General features: G+C 70.9%; 16 protein-coding genes. 8 read left to right on the top strand and 8 right to left on the bottom strand.

The annotated features are described in order from the left end of the window. Positions 1–6: 6 nt before the first annotated feature. Positions 7–546, bottom strand: a complete 540-nt coding sequence (locus HNR40_RS30180; RefSeq protein WP_184967233.1) for a TetR/AcrR family transcriptional regulator — start codon at positions 544–546, stop codon at positions 7–9. A gap of 63 nt (positions 547–609) precedes the next feature. Here HNR40_RS30180 and HNR40_RS30175 point away from each other — a divergent pair, with 63 nt between their 5' ends. Together HNR40_RS30175 and HNR40_RS30170 are read left to right on the top strand one after the other, a co-directional pair. Further along, positions 610–1,017, top strand: a complete 408-nt coding sequence (locus HNR40_RS30175; protein ID WP_184967231.1) for an SRPBCC family protein — start codon at positions 610–612, stop codon at positions 1,015–1,017. Beyond that, on the top strand, positions 1,001–1,537 hold the full coding sequence (locus HNR40_RS30170) for a hypothetical protein (protein WP_184967229.1): 537 nt from the start codon (positions 1,001–1,003) through the stop codon (positions 1,535–1,537). The genes HNR40_RS30175 and HNR40_RS30170 overlap by 17 nt, the downstream gene beginning before the upstream one ends. Here HNR40_RS30170 and HNR40_RS30165 read toward each other — a convergent pair. Both HNR40_RS30165 and HNR40_RS30160 read right to left on the bottom strand, forming a co-directional pair. After that, complete coding sequence (locus tag HNR40_RS30165; RefSeq protein WP_184967227.1) at positions 1,521–2,369, bottom strand: TIGR03619 family F420-dependent LLM class oxidoreductase; 849 nt, start codon at positions 2,367–2,369, stop codon at positions 1,521–1,523. The genes HNR40_RS30170 and HNR40_RS30165 overlap by 17 nt on opposite strands. Then, a complete protein-coding gene (locus HNR40_RS30160) occupies positions 2,366–3,613 on the bottom strand; it encodes an LLM class flavin-dependent oxidoreductase (RefSeq protein ID WP_184967226.1) in 1,248 nt (415 codons plus the stop codon). The genes HNR40_RS30165 and HNR40_RS30160 overlap by 4 nt, the downstream gene beginning before the upstream one ends. A gap of 94 nt (positions 3,614–3,707) precedes the next feature. Here HNR40_RS30160 and HNR40_RS30155 point away from each other — a divergent pair, with 94 nt between their 5' ends. The 3 genes from HNR40_RS30155 to HNR40_RS30145 all read left to right on the top strand — a co-directional run bounded on the left by HNR40_RS30155 (position 3,708) and on the right by HNR40_RS30145 (position 7,943). Next, positions 3,708–4,523, top strand: a complete 816-nt coding sequence (locus HNR40_RS30155; RefSeq protein WP_184967224.1) for a TIGR03619 family F420-dependent LLM class oxidoreductase — start codon at positions 3,708–3,710, stop codon at positions 4,521–4,523. Between the two features lie 9 nt (positions 4,524–4,532). Next, positions 4,533–5,960 carry a serine/threonine-protein kinase gene (locus HNR40_RS30150; protein WP_184967222.1) on the top strand — a complete coding sequence of 476 codons (1,428 nt, stop codon included), beginning with the start codon at positions 4,533–4,535 and terminating at the stop codon, positions 5,958–5,960. A 105-nt stretch (positions 5,961–6,065) separates the two neighbouring features. Further along, complete coding sequence (locus HNR40_RS30145; RefSeq protein WP_184967220.1) at positions 6,066–7,943, top strand: protein kinase domain-containing protein; 1,878 nt, start codon at positions 6,066–6,068, stop codon at positions 7,941–7,943. A 10-nt stretch (positions 7,944–7,953) separates the two neighbouring features. Here HNR40_RS30145 and HNR40_RS30140 read toward each other — a convergent pair whose 3' ends face one another. Next, positions 7,954–8,856, bottom strand: coding sequence for a class I SAM-dependent methyltransferase (locus tag HNR40_RS30140; RefSeq protein ID WP_184967219.1), 903 nt, complete (start codon positions 8,854–8,856; stop codon positions 7,954–7,956). A gap of 492 nt (positions 8,857–9,348) precedes the next feature. Between HNR40_RS30140 and fxsT the strand changes: the two genes are divergently transcribed. From fxsT to HNR40_RS30125, 3 genes are all read left to right on the top strand, one after another. Next, a complete protein-coding gene (gene fxsT, locus HNR40_RS30135) occupies positions 9,349–11,814 on the top strand; it encodes an FxSxx-COOH system tetratricopeptide repeat protein (RefSeq protein ID WP_221340963.1) in 2,466 nt (821 codons plus the stop codon). Positions 11,815–11,889: 75 nt separating this feature from the next. Continuing rightward, positions 11,890–12,804, top strand: a complete 915-nt coding sequence (locus HNR40_RS30130) for an ATP-grasp domain-containing protein (protein WP_512699317.1) — start codon at positions 11,890–11,892, stop codon at positions 12,802–12,804. 63 nt (positions 12,805–12,867) lie between these two features. Then, on the top strand, positions 12,868–14,007 hold the full coding sequence (locus HNR40_RS30125; RefSeq protein WP_184967213.1) for a cytochrome P450: 1,140 nt from the start codon (positions 12,868–12,870) through the stop codon (positions 14,005–14,007). A gap of 3 nt (positions 14,008–14,010) precedes the next feature. Here HNR40_RS30125 and HNR40_RS30120 read toward each other — a convergent pair whose 3' ends face one another. Genes HNR40_RS30120 through HNR40_RS30105 form a run of 4 tightly spaced genes read right to left on the bottom strand, consistent with a single transcriptional unit; the run spans position 14,011 to position 18,188 of the window. Further along, positions 14,011–14,820: a carbohydrate ABC transporter permease gene (locus HNR40_RS30120; protein WP_184967211.1), complete on the bottom strand. Its 810-nt coding sequence runs from the start codon at positions 14,818–14,820 to the stop codon at positions 14,011–14,013. Then, positions 14,807–15,718 carry a carbohydrate ABC transporter permease gene (locus tag HNR40_RS30115; RefSeq protein ID WP_221340961.1) on the bottom strand — a complete coding sequence of 304 codons (912 nt, stop codon included), beginning with the start codon at positions 15,716–15,718 and terminating at the stop codon, positions 14,807–14,809. The genes HNR40_RS30120 and HNR40_RS30115 overlap by 14 nt, the downstream gene beginning before the upstream one ends. After that, a complete protein-coding gene (locus tag HNR40_RS30110; RefSeq protein ID WP_184967210.1) occupies positions 15,715–16,965 on the bottom strand; it encodes an ABC transporter substrate-binding protein in 1,251 nt (416 codons plus the stop codon). The genes HNR40_RS30115 and HNR40_RS30110 overlap by 4 nt, the downstream gene beginning before the upstream one ends. Beyond that, positions 16,965–18,188, bottom strand: a complete 1,224-nt coding sequence (locus tag HNR40_RS30105) for a Gfo/Idh/MocA family protein (RefSeq protein ID WP_184967208.1) — start codon at positions 18,186–18,188, stop codon at positions 16,965–16,967. Before HNR40_RS30105 ends, HNR40_RS30110 begins: the two co-directional genes overlap by 1 nt. Positions 18,189–18,269 lie beyond the last annotated feature (81 nt).

Raw genomic sequence — 18,269 nt, 5'->3', positions numbered from 1 at the left:
AACCCCTTACTCGCCCAGTAGTTCCGCCAGTGCCAGGTTGACCAGGGCTGCCGTGTCCTCGTGCATGATGCCCAGGCGGCGTAGTGCCGCCACGCCCAGGTAGCTCGCGTATCCGGCCAGCACGCGGCGTTCCGCCGCTTCGTCGCCGATTCCGGTTTCGGCGACTGTTGCCGTCATGAATGCCAGGCGGCGTTCGTTCACCCGTCTGGCCACTTCGGCCACGGACGGGTCGTCGGCCTCGCTGATCAGGCGGAACGACACCGCCGCCTCCATCGCGTCGGCGAACGCCAGCTCCAGCAGGGTTCGGAGCCGTTCCCTCGGATCGGGGATCTTCTCCAGGTTCTGGATGATCTGTTCGGTTTCGCGTTCCCAGAAGGCCAGGGCCGCCTCGACCAGGGCCCGCCTGTTGGCGAAGTGCCAGTAGAAGCTGCCTTTGGAGACGCCCAGCCGTACCGCCACAGGTTCCACGGCGACGGCGGCGAGGCCGCCCTCGGCCAGGGCGGCGAGCGCGGCGCGCGCCCAGTCGTCGGCGTTCAACTTAACCACTGGCACAGCCTGCCATACGGTGGCGTATAGTCGGACCATACGCAGCCGTATGGAGGTCGTGACATGGTCTACAACGTGCATGAACGGGTCATCGCCGGCTCGGTCGAGGAGGTGTGGGCGAAGCTCGCGGACGTCGGGCGGATCTATCCGGCGAGCAGCGGGACGTTCGAGTTGCCCGAGGGGCTCTTCGAGGGCGCGCCGGTGCGGCACGACCGGGCCCGCTACCGGGTCGCGGTCGTCGAGCCCGGCCGCAAGCTCTGGTTCGACCTCGGCAAGACGATCAGCGGCGGGCACGGGTTCGAGCTGTTCCCCGTGGAGGGCGGCACGCTGGTGCGCCATCACCTCAAGGGACGGCTGTCGGGGGTGTTCGCGCTGCTGTGGCCGCTGATCATCCGGCGCCATCACGACAGGGCGCTCGAAGGGCTTCTCGACAACCTTGAGCGCGAGGTCGCACATGCCGACGCTGGCTGAGGGGTTCATCCCGGTTCCGGACGCGTCCGAACGGCACTCGATCGTGATCACCGCGCCCCGCGAGCGGGTGTGGGAGGCGGTCAGGCGGCCGGACCCCTCCGACGCCCGCCTGGTGAAGCCGCTGTTCGCGCTCCGGAACATGATCTCCAGGCTGCTGAACGGGCACGCGCAGCGGGACATGCCCACGTTCACGGCGCTGGCCGAGGAGCCGGGCCGCGAGGTCGTGCTCGGCACCGTCGGCCAGTGGTGGCGGCTGGGCCGGTCGAAAGGGGTCGGCTCGGTCGGCACCGCCGAGGAGTTCACCGCCTTCGACCGCCCCGGCTACGCCAAGGGCACCTTCAGCTTCGTGCTGGAAGAGGCCGGGCCGGGGCGGATCAGGCTGGTGACCGAGACCAGGGTGGCGGCCACCAGCCCGGACGCTCGCCGCGCCTTCCTGCGCTACTGGGCGGTGATCCGGCTGGGCAGCGGGCTGGTGCGCTGGGCCATCCTGTCGTCGATCAAGGCTAGAACTTCGCGATGACCTCCTCGGCGAAGCGCTCCATGGTGGCGATCTTGAGCTCCAGGGTGCCTTCGCCGTGCTCGGCCTTCTCCTCGGGCGTGGCCAGCCACCACGGGGCGGCCATGGTGGCGGTGACGCCCTTCGCGGCGAAGCGCCGGTAGACGGCGGCGTCCGGCATCACCGCCAGCGGCGCGACGACCTCGAACGGGCGGTCCTTCGGCAGCTTGGCCAGGACGGGGTCGAGCTGCTCCTCGGTGTAGATCCGGTTGCCGATCCATCCGTCGCCGAGCCGGGAGGCGCGGGTGAGCGCGGCCTCGCTGTCGCCGCCGACGTAGATCGGGATGTTCCCGGCCGGCGTCGGGCAGATGGACAACTCGGGCAGGCCGTCCAGCTTGACCGTCGAGCCCGTCCACAGCTCCCGCAGGGCCGGGATCATCTCGTCCAGCCGCCGTCCCCGGGTGTGAAAGTCCTGGCCGGTCGCCTGGAACTCCTCCTTGCACCAGCCCACCCCGACCCCGAACGTCACCCGCTCGCCCGACAGCACCGCCGCCGTCGAGACCTGCTTGGCCACGGTGAACAGGTCGCGGGCCGGCGCGATGTAGACGTTGGGGGAGAAGCGCAGCGTGCTGGTCGCCGCCGCCATCGCGCCGATCGTGACCCACGTGTCCGGCCAGTGGGTGCCGGCGTTCCAGCGCGGCCTGCCGCTCTTGGAATAGGGGTACGGCGAGGCGAAGTCGGCGTAGAAGATGTGGTCGGAGAGCGTCAGCGTGTCGAACCCGCAGCGTTCGGCGGCCCGCGCCAGCTCCACGAACTGGTCGGTGGGGACGAACGAGGCCCCCAGCCAGAACCTCACTGGAACTCCGGGATGACCTTGGTGGCGAACAGCTCCAGGTTGCGCTTGACCGTGTCGAGCGGCAGCACGCCCTGCTGGCCCTGCATGTACAGGCCGAACCACTCCAGGTCGGGCATCCGGTCGAGCATGCGCTGGATGCCGCGCTTGACGTCGTCGGGGGTGCCGAACAAGGCCATCTCGACGTCGTTCATGCGCTTGGCGTCGCCCTTCTCCGGGGAGATGGGCTTGTGCTTCTCGTCCTCCTTCTTGCGCAGCACCTCCAGGTAGCCGAAGGGGCCGAAGAAGGCGGCGAAGTCCTTGGGGATGCTGCGGCCGAAGGTGTTGATGGCCTCCTCGGTCGTGTCCGCGATGCCGACGATCTTGAGGATGCCGGTGTGCTCGCCCAGCTTGTAGTCGCGGCCCTGCCGGGCCGACTCCTCCTGGTAGAGCTTGGCCTTGGCGGCGTGGTCGTCGGGGTTGGGGGTGAACATCCAGGGCAGGATGTTCTCCTGCGCGGCGCGGATGACCGAACGGTCGGAGATCGTGAACGGCTGCCACAGTTCGGGGTGGGGGTTCTGGTACGGCCGCGGGCAGACCGAGACGGCCTGGACCTTCCCGTCGTCGTCCAGTTCCCCGGGTGCGCCGAACGTCTTCGTCCACTCCTGCGCCGGCCAGCCCTCGATGCCGTCGAAGGGGAAGGGCACCTCGTAGTCCAGCACGTCGGACTTGTAGCGCAGCGTCTCCTGGGTCCAGGCCATCTTCATGATCTTCAGGACCTCGCCGAACACGTCGAAGTTGCGCGTGTCCGAGGCCGAGCCGTCCGAGCGGGCCGCGGCGGCGTGCCAGCGCTGGCCCAGGACGTTCATCCAGCGGTTCTGGTAGCCGCGGGCCACGCCCAGGCGCAGCCGTCCCTTGGAGAACTGGTCGAGCAGCGCCACGTCCTCCGCGGCCCTGATCGGGTCCCAGGCGGGAAGGACCATGCCGAGCGGGGCCAGCAGGATGCGTTCGGTGCGGGCCGCGAGGTCGGTGAGGAACATCAGCGGGTTGACCGAGAACTCCATCCCCTCCGAATGGAAGTGATGCTCGGTCATCATGAGCGCGTCGAAGCCGATCTGGTCGGCGTGCACGGCGATCTCCCGCACTTCGTGCAGCAGTCGCTGGTATGACTCGGTGTCCCGTCCGATGGGCCGCTTGGCTTTGGCGTTCTCCTCGGCGGCATATCCGGAGCCTGGAATCTGCGGGTTCAGGAAGATGGAAAACTTCACCGGGAGTCCTCTTTCCGCGGGGCGTTTCTCTGACCGGCAAGCTACTCTAAGAATCTTAGCCGAGCAATCGCTTGGTTGACATGGGAGGTCGGCAATGCGGCTGGGCGTCACGATGTTCTCCACCGATCTGGCGATGCCGGTGCCGGAGCTGGCGCGGGCCGCCGAGGAGCGCGGCTTCTCCTCGCTGCTCTTTCCCGAGCACACGCACATCCCCGTCTCCCGCCGTACGCCGCCGGCTGGCGGGCAGGCCGAGCTGCCGGAGGAGTACAAGCGCACCGTGGACCCGCTCGTCGCCCTCGGCGCGGCGGCCGCGGTGACCACGCGGATCCGGCTCGGCACCGCCATCCTGCTCGCCGCCCAGCGCGAGCCGATCGTCACCGCCAAGGCCGTGGCCACGCTCGACCACCTGTCCGGCGGGCGGGTGATGCTCGGGATCGGGTTCGGGTGGAACGTCGAGGAGATCGAGAACCACGGCGTGCCGTACCGGGAAAGGCGGGAGGTCGCGCGGCGCAACGTGCTGGCGATGCGCGCGCTGTGGAGCGAGGAGGTGGCCTCCTTCGAGGGGGTCGAGCCGTCGTGGTCGTGGCCCAAGCCCGTCTCCGGGCCGCCCGTGTACGTGGGCGGCGCGGCGGGGCCCAAGATGTTCGCGCACGTCGCCGAGTACGCCGAGGGGTGGATGCCGATCGGCGGCAAGGGCATCAAGGCGGCCCTGCCCGCGCTGCGCGAGGCCTGCGAGCAGGCCGGGCGCCCCATGGCCGAGGTCATCCCCATCGGAACCCTGCCCACCCAGGACAAGCTCGACTACTTCGCCGAACTGGGCATCGAGGAGGTCGTGGCCAACCTGCCGAGCGGCCCGGCCGACCGGGTGCTGCCGGTGCTCGACTCCTACGCGGAACGCTTCCTGTCATAATTACGCGCTATGTCGCGATTGGCGGAGCTTCGGGCGGGCGATCCGCGCCGGCTGGGCTCCTACCTGCTGGCGGGCCGGCTCGGCCAGGGCGGGCAGGGCGTCGTCTTCCTCGGCCAGACCCCGGCGGGCGCGCAGGTCGCGATCAAGCTGCTGCACGCCAGCGTCGCCGCCGACCCCGAGGCGCGCCGGCGCTTCCTCGGCGAGGTGGAGGCGGTGCGCCGGGTGGCGCCGTTCTGCACGGCGCAGGTGCTCGACGCCTCCCTTGAGGACGACCGCCCGTACATCGTCAGCGAGTACGTGGACGGCGTCTCCCTGCGCGACCACGTCGTGGCCAAAGGGCCGAGGGCCGGCGGCTCGCTCGACCGGCTGGCCATCGGGACCGCCACCGCGCTGAGCGCCATCCACCGCGCCGGGGTCGTGCACCGCGACTTCAAGCCGGGCAACGTCCTGCTCAGCCTGGACGGGCCCAGGGTCATCGACTTCGGCGTCTCCCGCCTCATGGACAGCGCCGCCACCACCAACCAGATGCCCGTCGGCACGCCCGCGTACCTGGCGCCCGAGCGCATCGAGGGCGAGTCCGCCGGCCCGCCGGCCGACATGTACGCCTGGGCCCTCACCCTCGCCTACACCGCCAACGGCCGCCACGCCTACCGCGCCGACACCTACCAGGAGATCCTCGCCCGCATCCTGTACGGCCGGCCCGACCTGGGCACGCTGACCGGGCGGCTGCGCGAGATCGTGGAGGCGTGCCTGGCCCGGTCGCCCGGCGAGCGGCCCCGGGCGGAGGAGGCCCTGAGCCTGCTGCTCGGCCAGGAGGGGCTGGACGTCCGGGACGTCCTGACCTCGGGAGCCAGAGCCGCCGTCGACGCCACCGACCCACGGGCCGGCATGCCCGCCGACACCCTCCCGACCGGGCCAGACGACTCCACCCCGACAACCTCCGGACCAGGCGACCCACCCCAGCCCAGCATTGGGGGGAGCCACCCGGGCGCGGGTCTGACGGGTGCGGGTCTGCCGGGGCGGGGTGGGCGGAGGGCGGTGAAGTGGCAGGTCGCCGTGGCTGTGCTGGGGGTCCTGGCGGGGGTCGCGGGGTTCGGGTTGTGGTTGCGTGGGGCGCAGAGTCCGGGGCTGGCGGGGACCTGGACCGGGTCGGCGGATCACCCCAGCGCGGGCCGCGTGTTCCCGGTGGAGATCAAGCTGGTGGGGGAGGGCGACTCGGCCATGCGGTGGGGCGCCGACCTGCACTGCTCCGGCCGCCTGGCCAAGACCTCCAGCGCGATGGTCTACACCCTCGACGACGTACGCGGCGAGGAGTGCTACCCCGGCACCCTCCGGATGTTCCCCAGCGGCGGCGACGCCGACCAGGCGGTGATCCGGGTGACCCGCCAAGGTGACACCGATGTCACCTACTCGGGCAAGGTAAGCCGCCCGTCCTGACCTGATGTGTCACGGTCGTGTGCCGATTGGGCGGCCCGCGTTGACTGTCCGGCATTGGTTGCTTTCAGTGGAATGAGTACCGGGTGGCGGCGAGGGGAGGCCCTTGTGCCTGACACGCAGCCGCTCAAATCGGGGGACCCGCGGCAACTGGGCGACTACACACTGTCCGGCCGGCTGGGCGAAGGCGGCCAGGGCGTGGTGTTCCTCGGGATGAGGGGCGAGGAACGATACGCGATCAAACTGCTCCACGGGCCAGTGGGGGACGAGCAGGCGGCGTTCTTACGCGAGGTGGAGCTGGCCAAGCACGTCGCGCGATTCTGCACCGCCCAGGTGGCGGACGCCGGGTTCGACGACGGCCGGCCGTACATCGTGAGTGAGTTCGTCGACGGGCCTTCGCTGTATCGGGAGGTCGCGCTCACCGGGCCCAAGAGCGGCGGCGCGCTGGAGCGGCTCGCGGTGGGGACCGCGACGGCGCTGGCGGCCATCCACCGCGCCGGGATCGTGCACCGCGACTTCAAGCCGCAGAACGTGCTGCTCGGTCCGGACGGGCCCCGGGTGATCGACTTCGGGCTGGCGCGGGTGCTGGACGCGGCGGCGACGCAGAGCGGGCGCGGGGTGGGCACGCCCGCCTACATGGCGCCCGAGCAGATCACCGCCGCGCTGGTCACCGGCGCGGCCGACGTGTTCTCATGGGGCGCCACCATGTGCTTCGCGGCAAACGCCAGCGCGCCGTTCGGGCAGGACTCCGTGGCGCCGGTGCTGCACCGCATCCTCACCGCGCCACCGGAGCTGGGGTGGCTGGACGGGTACCTGCGCGACCTGGTGGCTGCCTGCCTCGACAAGGACGCGCGCAACCGGCCGTCCAGCCGCGACCTGTTGTATGCGCTGCTGGGCGACTCCGACGGGGTGCCGGCGGAGGTGCTGCGCTCACCTCCGCCGCACCTGCTGCGCCTGGCGGCGGCCCCGATGGCCGAGCCCGAGACCACGGGAGCGGCTCCGGACGTCTATCACCTGCCCGCCGCGAGCGGCCCGGCGACGGTGAGCCAGGACACGCAGGACGTGCGCGCCCATCAGCGGGCCAGCGCCGCCAACCGCGCGGGCCTCGCGGTCTCCTGCGCGCTGCTGGTGAGCGCGGCGGTGCTGGTGACGCTGCTGGTTCCGGCCTTCCGCTCCGGCGACGGCCCGGCGCCCCAGGCGGCCGCCCAGCCCAGCGGCTCCGCGCCCGCGCTGCTGCTGCCGCAGCTCACCGAGCCCTCCCCGTCACGCGAGCGGCAGGAGTCGAAGGTACGAGGGGGCGCCACCGAACCGGCTCCGCCACCGCCGAGGGTGGAGCCGGTGGGGGTGGGGGTGCCGAGCCTGGTGGGGCTGGATCGTTCCGCGGCGGTGAAGGCGCTGCGGCGGGCCGGGCTCAGCGCGGGGACGCTCAACGAGGTGGACTCCAGGCAGCGGATCGGCCGGGTGCTGGCCAGCCGGCCCGCCGCCGGGGCGCTGCTGGCCAAGGGCACGGAGGTCGATCTGGACGTGTCGGCCGGGCTGGCCGTACCGGAGCTGAAGGGGTTGAGCAGGAAGGCGGCGGAGCTCGCGCTCGCACGGACCGGGCTGGCGACCGGCGTGGTGAGCAGGGCGTGCTCGGCGCAGCCGGGCGGGCGGGTGCTGTCATCGTCGCCCGCGGCGGGCGGCCGGGTGGCGGGCGGGAGCGCGGTGGCGCTGGTCGTCGCGCAGCACGGGGCCGAGGTTCCCGCGGTGGTCGGCAAGGGCAGGGAGAGCGCGGTCGCGGGGCTGAAGGCGGCGGGGTTCGCGGTGGAGCAGCGGGTGCAGATCGTGACCGAGCCCGGCGAGGTGGACACGGTGCTCGCGCAGAGCGTGCCGGCGGGCCGGTGTGCCCAGCCCGGCCGGACGGTCGTCATCACCGTGGGCGTCGAGGGACAGACCGGCCCGGACCCCGGTGAACCCGAGCCGGATCCCACCCCCACCCCGTCATAGCGCCCGCTCCTCACGCGGCGGGCGCCTCGACGGCGGGGTGCTCGGTGTTGCCGCCGCGTACGCGCGCGGCGTTGACGAACACGGCGACGAAGGAGTAGAGGCGGTCGGCGTAGACCTGCCGCATGGCGCTGAGCTGGAGTCCGGCCTCGTCCGCGCGGGCGCCGACGGCGAGCGGCGGGACGGCCCTGGTGCGGAGGCCGACCTTGGCGCCGGTGGTGGACGTGGCCTGGTAGAGCGGGTGGGCCTCGGTGTAGCCGGGGTCGATGTCGCAGACGATCAGCGTGCCGCCCGGCGCGAGCAGACCGGCCAGCCGCCCGAAGTCCGGCATCTCCGGCATCGAGGACAGGACGAGGTTGAGCAGGATCACGTCCTGCGACCGGGGCGCGATGCGGTCGCGGACCCGGTTGATGTCCTCGACGAGGATCTTCGTGCGCTCGTAGAGCGGCTGACCCGCCAGATGACGCTGGAACTGCTCGGCCATGCCCGGGCAGAAGTCCACGTAGGTCCAGCGCATCGAGGTGTCGAGGAAGAAGTGCGTCGCGACGTTCTTGCCGGAACCGCCGCCCAGGTCGAGGACGCGCAGGCTGGGCTTGTCGTCGCGGAGCCCGACCAGCAGCCTGATGACCGCCCGGTGGGTCTCCAGCAGGTTGGCGGAGTTGCGCTGGTCGTAGTTGGGGGCGATCGCCTGGTAGAAGTCGCGCGCCTGCGTGGTCTCGAAGAGCTCGACGTCCTCGTCGTCGTTCACCGCCTGGACGATCGCCTCCTCGCGCGGCCCCACCCGCGGCGGCCAGAACTCGATCGACCTCCCCTGCCGGTACGCGCCGACGAGGACGACCAGAACGATGGCGGCGACCCCTGCCACCACATATCCCGAGCTGCTGCCCAGGGCGTCGAACACGTGCTTCAGATCCATCCGGAACCTCCTTACCTGCGTCCATGAACGCTCGCGCGCGACTGTCCCGCCAGAGCGGTGGACAAGATCGTGCTGGATCCGCGCCACTCGCGGATGGGACAGGACACGCGGGGACGCGACCCCGGAAAATAGGTCAGCCCTTTCCGCGCGATAGCGGTCACATAAATGCGCAATAGCTGCTAACGAGCGGACAATTCGCGTACTGTTGCGGACAAGCTTGGACAATCGCGGACAGCTCAATGAGGCGTTATGGGAGAAGAGTCGGCTGACCTTGCCTCTGTCGCGACAAAGGAAGACTTGGCGCGACTTTTGCGGATACTTCGTGCGCGCGCGGATAGGCCGGCCTATCGCGATCTGGAGAAACGCGCGGTCTCCGCCGGAGGCTCGCTGCCCCGCACAACGCTGGGCGAAGTTCTCAACGGGCGTAAGTTCCCAACGAAGGCCTTTCTGATTACCTTTCTCAACGTCTGTGAGGTTCCGGCCGCCGAGCAGGTGATCTGGCTACAGGTGTGGAATCGCCTGGCCGCCGAGTACAACGCCGGCGCCGTCGCGGACGGCGCCCGCACGGCCGACGCGGAGCCGCCGCTGAGGGAGGCCAGGGAGCTGGCCGACCGCCTGGGCGAGGAACTCGTCCGGGAGCGCCGCCGGCTGTCCGAGCACGGCACGCGACTGGAGGAGATTGTCCCGATCTTGCATCAGGCGGTGACCGTCCTCGCCGAATCCGGACAGCACGAGCTGGCCGAGCAGATCTCCACCGGAGTCGTCGAGCTGTGCCGGGGCGCCGCCTGCGACAAGTCGCCCGCGTGCCTGAGCCTGCGCCACGAGCGGGCGATGATCCTGGCCCAGCGCGGCGTACCCTCCGCCCCGTCGCTGCTGGGAGAGCTGCTGGCCGACTGCAGGGAGACGCTCGGCGACGCCGACCCGCTGACCGCCACCGTGGAGGTGGCGCTGGCCCGCTACGCCACCGGTGCTCCGCCCGCGACCGGCGTGCTGCCCACCGTCTGGAACGTCGAGCCGCGCAACCCCGAGTTCACCGGCAGGCAAGAGGTCATCGCCGAACTGGGCCGCCGCTTCCGCACCGGCGGCCTGGCCAAGGTCCAGGTGCTGCGCGGATGGGGCGGCGTGGGCAAGACACAGATCGCCATCGAGTACGCGCACCAGTTCGCCGCCGACTACTCCGTCGTGTGGTGGATCGACGCCGAGGACCCGATGCTGATCGGCAAGCAGCTGGCGGAGCTCGCCGTCCAGTTACGGCTGGCCATCCCCGACGTCGACTCGGGCAGCGCGGTGGCCCTGCTCAAGGCGCATCTGCGCCAGCACTCAGGCTGGCTGCTGCTGATCGACAACGCCGAGGATCCCGGGCTGGTACGCCGGTGGCTGCCCGGCGGCCCCGGCCACGTGGTGATCACCTCCCGGGTCGGCGGCTGGGAACACCTGGCCGTCACCGTCCCGGTGAACGTCATGGAGCGGGCCGAGTCGGTCCAGCTGATCCGCAGCCACGGCCCGGACCTGCGCGGTTCGGAGGCGGCGGCGCTGGCCGCCGAGCTCGGCGACCTCCCGCTCGCGCTGGTGCAGGCCGGCACCTTCCTCGCCGAGACCGCGACCGCCCCGGGCGACTACCTGGGGCTGCTGCGCTCACGGCCGAAGGAGGTGCTGAGCGAGGGCGCGGCGGGCGAGTACCCGCACTCGCTGGCCGCGGCCGTGGGCCTGACCATCGAACGGCTGGCCAGGCACGAACCGGTCGGCCTGGCGCTGGCCCGGATCTGCTCGTTCCTCGCCCCTGACACGATCCCCGTGGAGTGGCTGGTCGGCGCACACCCGGCCGCGGCCGGGAAGGGCCCGCTGGACGGCCTGACGGCGGCCGAGGACGACGCGCTCGCCCTGCGCAGGGGCGTCGGCTCGCTGAGCCGCTTCGGCCTGGCGGTCAGCGCGCGCGGCGGGCTCCGGCTGCACCGGCTCACCCAGAGCATCATCCGCGACCATCTGCCGCCGGCCGAGCAGGAGATCGTCCTGGAGCACGCCAGGGCGCTGCTGGCCCAGTACTGGCCCGACGACCCGGAGGACCCCGCCGGCTGGCCCGCCTGGTCACGCATGGTCCCGCACCTGTTCGCCGTCGCCCCTGACTCCTCCGGCGACCGCGACCTGCGGGAGATGGCCTGCGAAGCGGGCTGGTACCTGATCGAGCGGGGCGAGGCCCAGGCCAGCGCCAGGTTCTCGGCCCAGCTCTACGAGCAATGGCAGAAGACCCTGGGGCCGCAGCACGCGCACACCCTCGCCGCCGCCCGCGACCTGGCCAGGGCGCTGCGCGAACAGGGCGAGTACGCGCAGGCGGCCCGGCTCTACGAGCGGGCGGCGGCCGAGGCGGAGGCGGGACTGGGCGCCGACGACCCCCTGACCCTGCGGATCAAGCACGGGTCCGCGATCAATCTGCACCTGCTCGGCCGCGACCGGGAGGCGTACGCGTTACAGAAGGACGCCTTCGAGCGCTACGCACGCGTGCTCGGCCCGACGCACCCGCACACCCTTCACTCCGCCAACCACCTGGCCGTGGCGCTCCACGCGCTCGGCCGCTTCGAGGAGGCCTGCGACCTGCACGAAGAGACCTACACCCGCTACCGGGACGTCCTCGGCGACGATCACCCCGACACGCTCCGCTCGGCCAACAACCTCGCGGTCGACCTGCGGACCCTGGGCGACCACGGCCGGGCCCACACCCTCCAGATCGAGGCGCTGAGCCGCCGCAGACGCACCCTCGGCGAAGATCATCCGCACACGCTGCAGTCGGCCACGAGCCTGGCCGAGACCCTGCACACGATGGGCCGTTCCGAGGAGGCCTTCCGCCTGCAGAAGGAAACCCGCGACCGCAGCATCAAGGTTTTGGGCGCGCATCATCCGGACTCCCTGCACGCGAGCCGAAACCTTACTAACATCCAGGAGTCCCTCCGCCATTCCTCATAGACATCTGCCCTAGAGAATCGTTGCCCGCGCCCAACTGTCATGGTTCTATAAGGGCGGCCGATTTCCAAAGGACGGATGCACATGGCTCATGCGCGCATTGCCTTGGTGACCGCCAGACCGCGACCAGAAGTCAATCCGGATTTGGATATGCCGCTGCTGCACGCGGCCTTCGACGAGGTCGAAGCCGAAGCGGAAATCACCCATTGGGACGATCCCGAAATCGACTGGGCCTGTTTCGACCTCGCCGTCGTCCGCTCCCCGTGGGACTACTCCTGGCGCTCGGCCGAGTTCCTGGCGTGGGTCGACCGCTGCGCGGAGCGCACCCGGGTGGCCAACCCTCCGGAGATCATCCACTGGAACGCGCGCAAGGAGTACCTGCTCGAACTCCGCGATCAGAAGGTGCCCGTGGTGCCGACCAGCTACCTGGTGCCCGGCTCGGCCGTCGACCTGCCCGCCGGGCACGACTTCGTCGTCAAGCCGGCCGTGGGGGCGGGGGCGCGCTTCGCCGCCCGCTACACCCCGGCCGATCGCGACCAGGCCGCCGCCCACGTCGAACGCATCCATGCCGACGGGGTCACCGCGATGGTCCAGCCGTACCTCTCGCGCATCGACGTGAGCGGGGAGCGCGCGCTGGTCTTCGTCCGCAACCGCTTCCTGCACGCCATCCGCAAGCGGGCCGTTCTCGCCCCCGGCCTGCGCTACGACCAGCCCAGGGACGCGCACCCCGGCACCGAGCCCTGGCAGCCGACCGCCGCGGAACGCGACCTCGCCGAACGGGTGCTGAGCACCGTGCCCGACGTCGACAGGCTCCTTTACGCCCGGGTCGACATGGCCGACGACCCGGCGGGAAACCCCATCCTGACCGAGCTCGAACTGGTCGAGCCCGGCCTGTACCTGCGCTTCCACAAGGACTCGATTCCCGCGTTCGTCGAGGCGATCGTGGACATGGCCGAGGCGCTCCGGCCGGCCGGGAGCGGCCGTACGGGCTGAGCGGCACCGCAAGAGGAATCTTCCAGCCAGGGGGACCGCGCCGTGTCAGAGGAGTTCGGGCCGATGCCCTTCACGGCGCCCACCCCCTTCGCCGAGCCTCCCGAGTTCGCGCGCCTTCGCGCTCGGGAGGGTCCCGTCCGCGTGCGCACCGCGGCGGGGGACTGCGGCTGGCTGGTGACCCGCTACTCCGACGTGCGCGCCCTCTGCGCCGACCGGCGCATCGGCCGCTCCCACCCCGATCCCGCGTCTGCTCCGCGTCTGTGGCCGGCGCGGTTGTTCGATCCGCCGGGTGACGTTCACGGGGAGCTGGCCGGCCATCGGCGTCTGCGCGCGCTCCTGGTTCCGGCGTACGGCAGGCGCCGGGTGGCCGGGGAACGGGCGCGGGCCCAGGCGGTGCTCGACGAGATCCTTTCGACGCTCGTCGCCGGAGGCTCGGCCGCCGACCTGCACGCGGAGCTGGCGTTGCCGTATTCCATGCGGGCGGTCTTCGGCTTCGTGGGCGTGCCGGAGGCGGAGTGGGAGCTCTACCGGTGGCGCTCCCACTGGCTGCGCGAGCCGGGGCGGATGGCTGAGCAGCCGGGCGGCATGCGCGCGGCGATGAGCCGCATGGTCGAGCGGGAGCGGGGCAGGGCGGGCGAGGACGTGATCACCCGGCTGGCCGGGCTCGGCACCGAGGCGGCCACCGAGGTCCTGTGCGGCCCCGTCGGGCTGGTGGAGTACGAGACGGTCGCGGCGCGGATCTGCTACGGGCTGCTGCACCTGCTGGCCGACCAGGCTCAGCTGCGGCGGCTGGTCGCCGACCCCGGCCTGGCTCCCGCCGCGGTCGAGGAGATCATGCGGGTGGCGGTGCCGGGCGGAAGCTGGATCCCCCGGTACGCGCTGGCGCGCATCGACCTGGGCGAGGCCAGGATCCGCGCGGGCGACCTGGTGGTCCTCTCGATGCAGGCCGCCAACCGGGACGCGCGCTGGTTCCCCGATCCCGGCGCGTTCCTGATCGACCGGGTGCCCAACCCGCACCTCGGATTCGGGCACGGCAAGTTCTACTGCCTGGGCGCCCACCTGACCAGGCTGCTGCTGCACCAGGTGCTCACGACGGCCCTCGCGCGCCTGCCGGGGTTGCGGCTGGCCGTACCGGTGGAGGAGGTCGAGTGTGATCGTTCGTCGGTGACCGGCGGGCTGCGGGCGTTGCCGGTCACCTGGTGAGCGCTACTTCAGGGCGCCCGCCGTGAGTCCCGCGACGATCCGGCGCTGGAAGAACAGGACCAGCAGCACCAGCGGGATCGTCACCAGGACGCCGGCGGCCATCTGCGTGCCGAACGGGGTGTCGAACTTGGCCGCCCCGGTGAACTGCGCGATGCGGACCGTGGCCGTCTGCGTCGCCTGGTCGTTGACCATGGTCACCGCGATGATGAACTCGTTCCACGTGCAGATGAACGCGATGATCGCGGTGGTGAAGACGCCGGGCGCGGCCAGGGGGAGCAGGACGCGGCGGAAGGCGGCGAAGGCCGAGCAGCCGTCGATCATGGCGGCCTGCTCCAGCTCCAGGGGGAGCTGGCGGAAGAAGACGGTCAGGTTCCACACGGTCAGCGGCAGCGCGAACGACATCGACGGGACGATCATCGCCTGGTAGGTGTTGATCCAGCCGATCGTGGTGAACAGCTTCAGCAGCGGCACGATCAGCAGCGCCCCGGGGAACATGGACACGGCGATGATCAGGGCGAGGACGAGGTTCTTGCCGCGGAAGGTCAGCCGGGCCAGCGCGTACGCGGTCATGGTGCCCACCAGCAGCGTCACCAGGGTCGTGACGGAGGCGACCAGCAGGCTGTTGCCCAGCGCGCGCCCGAAGCCCATGCCGTCGGCGAAGACGGCGGCGTAGTTCTCCAGCGACCACGGCATCGGCACCGGCGACTTGTCGTAGATGTCGGAGGTACGGCGGAAGCTGGAGACCACCATCCAGGAGAAGGGCACCAGGCAGTACAACGCGATGCCGACCAGGCCCGCTCTACGCAGCAGCATCGCGCGACTCCTTCTTGCGGGCCCGGACGTCGCTCAGCAGGTCGGCGCCCAGCAGCTTCACGAACACGAACGCGATCACCGCGATGTAGACGAACAGGGCGGTGCCGTAGGCGGAGGCGGGGCCGTAGTGGACGCGGGTGGCCTCGTCCCAGATCAGCCCGGACAACGTCTCGACCGACGCCTTGCGGGGTCCGATGAGCACGTACGGCAGGTCGAAGACGCGCAGGGCGTCCATGAGCCGGAACAGCACCGCCACCAGCAGCGCCGGTTTCACCAGCGGGAGCGTGATCCGCCAGAAGCGCTGCCAGGCCGAGGCGCCGTCCACGCGGGCCGCCTCGTACACCTCGGCGGGGATGATCTGCAGCCCGGCCAGCACGAGCAGGCCGACGAACGGCGACGTCTTCCACACGTCGGCGACGATCACGGCCAGCTTGGCCCAGACGCCGTCGGCGGTCCACAGGATCTGGGTGCCGAGGATCGCGTTGGCGACGCCGTCCGCCTGGAAGATCCACTTCCACATGAGGCCGGAGACCGCGGTCGGCACCGCCCACGGCACCAGGATGCTGGCCCGCAGGAACGCGCGCCCGCGGAAGGCGCGGTGCATGACCAGCGCCATCGCGACGCCGAGCACGACCTCCATCGCCACCGTCACCACGGTGAACAGCGTGGTGTTGAACGTCGCGTTGAGGAAACGCTCGCCGAGGACACCCGCGTAGTTGGCCGCGCCGGCGAACCGCTCGCCCTCGACCACGAAGCCGTCGGCGTCGAGCGTCTGACCGCTGGTGTAGAAGGATTCGCGCATCGCCGCGACCAGGGGATAGAAGACCACCAGCGCCAGTACGACCAGCGTCGGCGAGACCATCCCCCAGCCGAGGAGATTCTGCCTGGTGCGGATCACTTGAGCAGGGGGCCCAGCGCGGACTGCATCTCGGCGAGCGCCTGGTCGACCGGCTTGGTCCCGGAGACGATCGCGTACGCCGACTCCTGGATGGCCGCGGTGACGTCGCCGTACTTGACCGCCGAAGGCCGCGGCTTGGCCGCCAGGATGCCCTCCTTGAGCGCGGGCAGGTACGGATACTTCTTGATCAGCTCGGGATCCTCATACAGCGAGGCCCTGGCCATGGGCGTGGAGTTGATGAGCGCGAACGCCTTCTCCTGCTCGGCCGAGGTGACGAAGGCGATGAAGTCCTTGGCCGTCTCCTTGTGCTTGGAGAACGCCGACAGGGCCAGGTTGTTGCCGCCGAGCGTGCCGGCTCCCGGCCCGTTCAGCCCGGGGATCGGCGCCACGTCGAACTTGCCGGCGACCTTGCTGGAGCCGTCGGTCTTGTTGGCGGCCTCGTACATGTAGGCCCAGTTGCGGTAGAAGAGCAGCTTGCCCTCCTGGAAGGCGACGCGCCCCTCTTCCTCCTTGTACGTGACCGCCTCCTTGGGGATCATCCCGGAGGTGAAGCCGTCGGCCAGGAACCGCGCGGCCTGCTTGGCCGACTCGCTGCTGACCTCGGGGAACTGGCCGCCTGCCGAGTTGACCGCCTCGGCGAAGTTGACGGTCAGGCCCTCGTACTTGTCGAACTGCCCGCCGTAGCAGGACATGCCCTTCTGCTTCGGCAGCACCTCGGCGCAGATCTTCTTCATCTCGTCCCAGGTCTTGGGCGGCTGCTTGACCAGGTCCTCGCGGTAGTAGAGCAGCCCGGTGCCGGTGAACAGCGGCATCGCGTAGAGCTTGCCCCGGTACTTGCCGGTCTCGACGGACGGGGGCAGGAAGCCGGCGACGTCGAAGCGCGGCCCGGTCAGCTCGTCGGCCCAGCGGTTGGCGGCGAACTCGCCGGTCCACACGGCGTCGATGAGCAGGACGTCGAAGGCGTCGGACTTGGTCTGGGCGTTCTGGATGAGCTTGCGGCGCTGCTCGTCGGCGCTCTCCGGCAGCAGGACCGAGGTGACCTTCTCGTTCGGGTGGGCGGCGTTCCAGGTGTCGACGATCTTCTGCGTGGCCTCGGCCTCGAACTTGCCGCTGGCGAAGGTGAGCGGGCCGCGCCCGCCGTCCGCCGGCTTCTGCGTGCTGGTGGATCCGGCGCCCTGCCCGCAGGCCGCCAGGCCGAGGCCCAGCAGTCCCGCGACCACGGCGGCCGTGATCTTCTTACCGTGCATTATCGGGGGGTTCCTTCCAAGGTGACGGTGATGCCGTCGAGGCGGGATCTCTCGGCCGCCCAGGCGATCAGGTGGCTGTGCAGGCTCTCGCCGGGCGAGGACAGCACGGCCGAGCGGTCTCCGGTCTCGACCGCGCTCAGGAACGCCGCCATCAGGCCCTCGTCGCCGCCGCCGTGGCCGCCGCCGGCCGTGGCGTCGCCGGTGGCCGAGCTGTCGACGACGGACGTCTCGCCGGTGACGAAGTCGGTCACCTTCAGCAGCACGCCGTCGCCCTCGATGGAGCCGTGCGTGCCGAAGATCCGGGTCTGGCGGTGTTGCTGGGGGGTGAAGGCGGTCATGGTGAACGCCGCGCTCGCGCCGCCCTCGAACTCCATGTTCACGACCTGGTGGTCGACGACGTCGTTGTCGCAGGCGTAGACGCATCTGCCGTACGGGCCGGTGCGCAGCGCCGCGCGTACCCCCGCCTCGGAGACGTCGTCGGTGATCACGGTCAGCGGCCAGCTCTCCCGCCCGGCGAGCGGCAGGTAGAGGCGGGGCGCCGAGTAGGGGCAGGTGCTCTCGACCGCGCAGTCCAGGCAGCGGTCGGCGGCGCCCTCGGGACGGTTCTCCGGGCGGAAGTGCTTGAGCCCGCCGAAGGAGGAGACCCGGGTGACCTGCCTGCCCATGATGTGCACGAGCCAGTCGAGGTCGTGGCAGGACTTGGCGAGCAGCATGAAGGTCGACTCGTCGGTACGCCGCCAGTTGCCGCGCACGTAGGAGTGGGCCTGGTGCCACCAGCCGACCGGCTCCAGGTGCTGCACGCTGACGATCTCGCCAATGGCGCCCGCGTCGAGCAGGCTCTTGAGCGCCCGGGTGTAGGGCGTGTAGCGCATCACGTGGCAGACGGCGAAGACGGTGCCGGCCTTCTCGGCGGCGGCCACGATCGTGCGGCAGTCCTGCTCGGAGACCGCCATCGGCTTCTCCAGCAGGATGTGGTAGCCGAGCTCGGCGAAACGGACGGCCGGCTCGACGTGGTCGGCGTCCATGGTGGCGATGATCACGGCGTCGGCCTGGCGGGGGAGGGCGGCCAGCTCGCGCCAGTCGGCGTAGTGGGCGGCCTCGGGGAAACGTTCCCGGCGGGCCGCCAGCGGGTCGGCGACGGCCACCACGCGGGCCCTGCCCTCGGCGCGGCGGGCGTACCCTGATCCGCGCGAACCCGCGCCGACGACGGCGAGAGTGACCATCAGTCCTCCAGATATGTAACCAATTCACGTATGTCGGCCGATGCTAGGATTCGAGGTCAAACAGGTCAATAGGTGGAGTCG

Origin of the sequence: Nonomuraea endophytica, assembly GCF_014203235.1 — a bacterium.
In the GTDB taxonomy this organism is placed as follows: domain Bacteria; phylum Actinomycetota; class Actinomycetes; order Streptosporangiales; family Streptosporangiaceae; genus Nonomuraea; species Nonomuraea endophytica.
Note: the sequence above shows the minus strand (reverse complement) of the source record. Positions and strands in the feature narration are given on the sequence as shown.

Excerpts from the sequence above, each read along its gene's own strand:
- HNR40_RS30140 (WP_184967219.1), bottom strand. The coding sequence starts at position 8,856 with ATGGATCTGAAGCACGTGTTCGACGCCCTGGGCAGCAGCTCGGGATAT.
- HNR40_RS30130 (WP_512699317.1), top strand. The coding sequence starts at position 11,890 with ATGCACATGGCTCATGCGCGCATTGCCTTGGTGACCGCCAGACCGCGA.
- HNR40_RS30170 (WP_184967229.1), top strand. The coding sequence starts at position 1,001 with ATGCCGACGCTGGCTGAGGGGTTCATCCCGGTTCCGGACGCGTCCGAA.
- HNR40_RS30110 (WP_184967210.1), bottom strand. The coding sequence starts at position 16,965 with ATGCACGGTAAGAAGATCACGGCCGCCGTGGTCGCGGGACTGCTGGGC.
- HNR40_RS30105 (WP_184967208.1), bottom strand. The coding sequence starts at position 18,188 with ATGGTCACTCTCGCCGTCGTCGGCGCGGGTTCGCGCGGATCAGGGTAC.
- HNR40_RS30155 (WP_184967224.1), top strand. The coding sequence starts at position 3,708 with ATGCGGCTGGGCGTCACGATGTTCTCCACCGATCTGGCGATGCCGGTG.
- HNR40_RS30175 (WP_184967231.1), top strand. The coding sequence starts at position 610 with ATGGTCTACAACGTGCATGAACGGGTCATCGCCGGCTCGGTCGAGGAG.
- HNR40_RS30120 (WP_184967211.1), bottom strand. The coding sequence starts at position 14,820 with ATGCTGCTGCGTAGAGCGGGCCTGGTCGGCATCGCGTTGTACTGCCTG.
- HNR40_RS30150 (WP_184967222.1), top strand. The coding sequence starts at position 4,533 with ATGTCGCGATTGGCGGAGCTTCGGGCGGGCGATCCGCGCCGGCTGGGC.
- HNR40_RS30125 (WP_184967213.1), top strand. The coding sequence starts at position 12,868 with ATGCCCTTCACGGCGCCCACCCCCTTCGCCGAGCCTCCCGAGTTCGCG.